We start from the raw sequence: 3,472 nt of genomic DNA on the forward strand, positions 1-3,472 counted from the left end.
ACTGGCTGTGTTCTTTAACAATTTGTAGAGTCGAATCAGCGTTGTCGACGGAAAGTTCAATTTCTTTGTAAAGGGAATTGGACACCGTGCCGTCGGCAACATTTTGATTGCGTCAAACATAGACTTCAACTAAGCAAGAAATTGATTAGATATGAAGGACGGCGTAACGCGTAAATACTCAAATACGTACAGACCGATGAAACGGGTTTGTACGAGTTCTTGACCGACACTGCAGTCAGCGGTGTCAAAGTTATAGGGTCAAGTGACTAAGTGCATATGGTGGATGCCTAGGCGATTACAGGCGACGAAAGACGTGATAGCCTGCGATAAGCTTCGGGGAGCTGGCAAATTAGCTTTGATCCGGAGATTTCTGAATGGGGAAACCCACCGCGCGAGCGGTAACTCTGACTGAATACATAGGTCATTGTGGCGAACCGGGTGAACTGAAACATCTCAGTAGCTCGAGGAAAAGACATCAACCGAGATTCCGAAAGTAGCGGCGAGCGAAATTGGAGTAGCCTTTACGTTTTAGCATCGTGTATATCAGAACGGAATGGAAAGTCCGGCCATAGCGGGTGATAGCCCCGTATGAAAAATGCTGCGGTGTGGAACTAAGCGTAAGACAAGTAGGGCGGGACACGAGAAATCCTGTCTGAATATGGGGGGACCATCCTCCAAGGCTAAATACTCGTAATCGACCGATAGTGAACTAGTACCGTGAGGGAAAGGCGAAAAGAACCCCGGGAGGGGAGTGAAATAGATCCTGAAACCGTATGCATACAAAAAGTAGGAGCCGCAAGGTGACTGCGTACCTTTTGTATAATGGGTCAGCGACTTACATTCAGTGGCGAGGTTAACCGAATAGGGAAGCCGTAGAGAAATCGAGTCCGAATAGGGCGAATTAGTCGCTGGGTGTAGACCCGAAACCAAGTGATCTATCCATGGCCAGGATGAAGGTACCGTAACAGGTGCTGGAGGTCCGAACCGACTAATGTTGCAAAATTAGCGGATGAGCTGTGGATAGGGGTGAAAGGCTAAACAAACTTGGAAATAGCTGGTTCTCTCCGAAAACTATTTAGGTAGTGCCTCAAGTATTACCATCGGGGGTAGAGCACTGTTATGGCTAGGGGGTCATGGCGACTTACCAAACCATTGCAAACTCCGAATACCGATGAGTACAGCTTGGGAGACAGAGCACCGGGTGCTAACGTCCGGACTCAAGAGGGAAACAACCCAGACCGCCAGCTAAGGTCCCCAAAATTGGCTAAGTGGGAAACGAAGTGGGAAGGCTAAAACAGTCAGGATGTTGGCTTAGAAGCAGCCATCATTTAAAGAAAGCGTAATAGCTCACTGATCGAGTCGTCCTGCGCGGAAGATGTAACGGGGCTAAGCCAGTTACCGAAGCTGCGGATGTGCAATTTATTGCACGTGGTAGGAGAGCGTTCTGTAAGCCTGTGAAGGTGGTTTGTGAAGACTGCTGGAGGTATCAGAAGTGCGAATGCTGACATGAGTAGCGTTAAAGGGGGTGAAAAGCCCCCTCGCCGAAAGCGCAAGGTTTCCTACGCAACGTTCATCGGCGTAGGGTGAGTCGGCCCCTAAGGCGAGGCAGAGATGCGTAGCTGATGGGAAACAGGTAAATATTCCTGTACCGATTACAAGTGCGATGTGGGGACGGAGAAGGTTAGCTCAGCCAACTGTTGGATATGTTGGTTCAAGCGTGTAGTCATGCCCCTTAGGCAAATCCGGGGGGCTTAGATGAGGCGTGATAACGAGTCTGCTTGCAGACGAAGTGAGTGATACCCTGCTTCCAGGAAAAGCCACTAAGCTTCAGCTTGTAATTGACCGTACCGCAAACCGACACTGGTGCGCGAGATGAGTATTCTAAGGCGCTTGAGAGAACTCTGGAGAAGGAACTCGGCAAATTGACACCGTAACTTCGGAAGAAGGTGTGCCTCTAGTATGTGTAGAGATTTACTCTCGAAGCAGAATGAGGCCGCAGAGAATCGGTGGCTGCAACTGTTTATTAAAAACACAGCACTCTGCAAAGACGAAAGTCGACGTATAGGGTGTGACTCCTGCCCGGTGCTGGAAGATTAAATGATGGGGTGCAAGCTCTTGACTGAAGTCCCAGTAAACGGCGGCCGTAACTATAACGGTCCTAAGGTAGCGAAATTCCTTGTCGGGTAAGTTCCGACCTGCACGAATGGAGTAATGATGGCCACACTGTCTCCTCCAGAGACTCAGCGAAGTTGAAATGTTTGTGATGATGCAATCTCCCCGCGGAAAGACGGAAAGACCCCATGAACCTTTACTGTAGCTTTACATTGGATTTTGAACAGACCTGTGTAGGATAGGTGGGAGGCTTTGAAGAGTGGACGCTAGTTTGCTTGGAGCCAACGTTGAAATACCACCCTGGTGTGTTTGAGGTTCTAACCTTGGTCCCTTATCGGGATTGGGGACAGTGTATGGTGGGCAGTTTGACTGGGGCGGTCTCCTCCCAAAGTGTAACGGAGGAGTTCGAAGGTACGCTAAATACGGTCGGAAATCGTGTTGATAGTGCATTGGCATAAGCGTGCTTGACTGCGAGACTGACAAGTCGAGCAGGTACGAAAGTAGGACAAAGTGATCCGGTGGTTCTGTATGGAAGGGCCATCGCTCAACGGATAAAAGGTACTCTGGGGATAACAGGCTGATACCGCCCAAGAGTTCATATCGACGGCGGTGTTTGGCACCTCGATGTCGGCTCATCTCATCCTGGGGCTGTAGCCGGTCCCAAGGGTATGGCTGTTCGCCATTTAAAGAGGTACGTGAGCTGGGTTTAAAACGTCGTGAGACAGTTTGGTCCCTATCTTCCGTGGGCGCTGCAAGATTGAGAGAGCCTGCTCCTAGTACGAGAGGACCGGAGTGGACGCACCTCTGGTGTACCGGTTGTCACGCCAGTGGCATCGCCGGGTAGCTAAGTGCGGAAGAGATAACCGCTGAAAGCATCTAAGCGGGAAACTCGTCTCAAGATGAGTCTTGCCGGGGCCTAGAGCCCCCTGAAGGGTCGTTCGAGACCAGGACGTTGATAGGCTGGGTGTGGAAGCGCGGTAACGCGTTAAGCTAACCAGTACTAATTGCCCGTGAGGCTTGACCCTATAACTTTGACAGCTCAATGCGTGGGAACACAAATTGAGTAGATCAAGGATATTTGAGAAAAGTACAAGTTATACCGTTCTTCAAAGAAGTCCGAGTTAACGCAATCAAAATAGAAGCTGATTCGATGTGCAATACCTTAGTTAATAAGTTATACTGCACGACTCTACAAATTGGATTGATTGTTTAAATACTAAACAGTCAATCAACCAGTTAAGCCTGATGACCATAGCGAGGCGGTCCCACTCCTTCCCATCCCGAACAGGACAGTGAAATGCCTCAGCGCCGATGATAGTGCGGATTCCCGTGTGAAAGTAGGTCATCGTCAGGCTAATAT

At 49.6% G+C, this 3,472-nt stretch carries 2 rRNA genes; both read left to right on the forward strand.

Going from position 1 to position 3,472, the window contains the following annotated elements:
* The first annotated feature begins 256 nt into the window (after window positions 1–256).
* Window positions 257–3,137, forward strand: a 23S ribosomal RNA gene (locus tag LNV08_RS22865).
* Window positions 3,138–3,353: 216 nt separating this feature from the next.
* Window positions 3,354–3,466: ribosomal RNA gene (gene rrf / locus LNV08_RS22870) — 5S ribosomal RNA — on the forward strand.
* Window positions 3,467–3,472: the final 6 nt, after the last annotated feature.

It is taken from the genome of Paucibacter sp. TC2R-5 (assembly GCF_025717605.1).
GTDB lineage: Bacteria > Pseudomonadota > Gammaproteobacteria > Burkholderiales > Burkholderiaceae_C > Paucibacter_A > Paucibacter_A albus.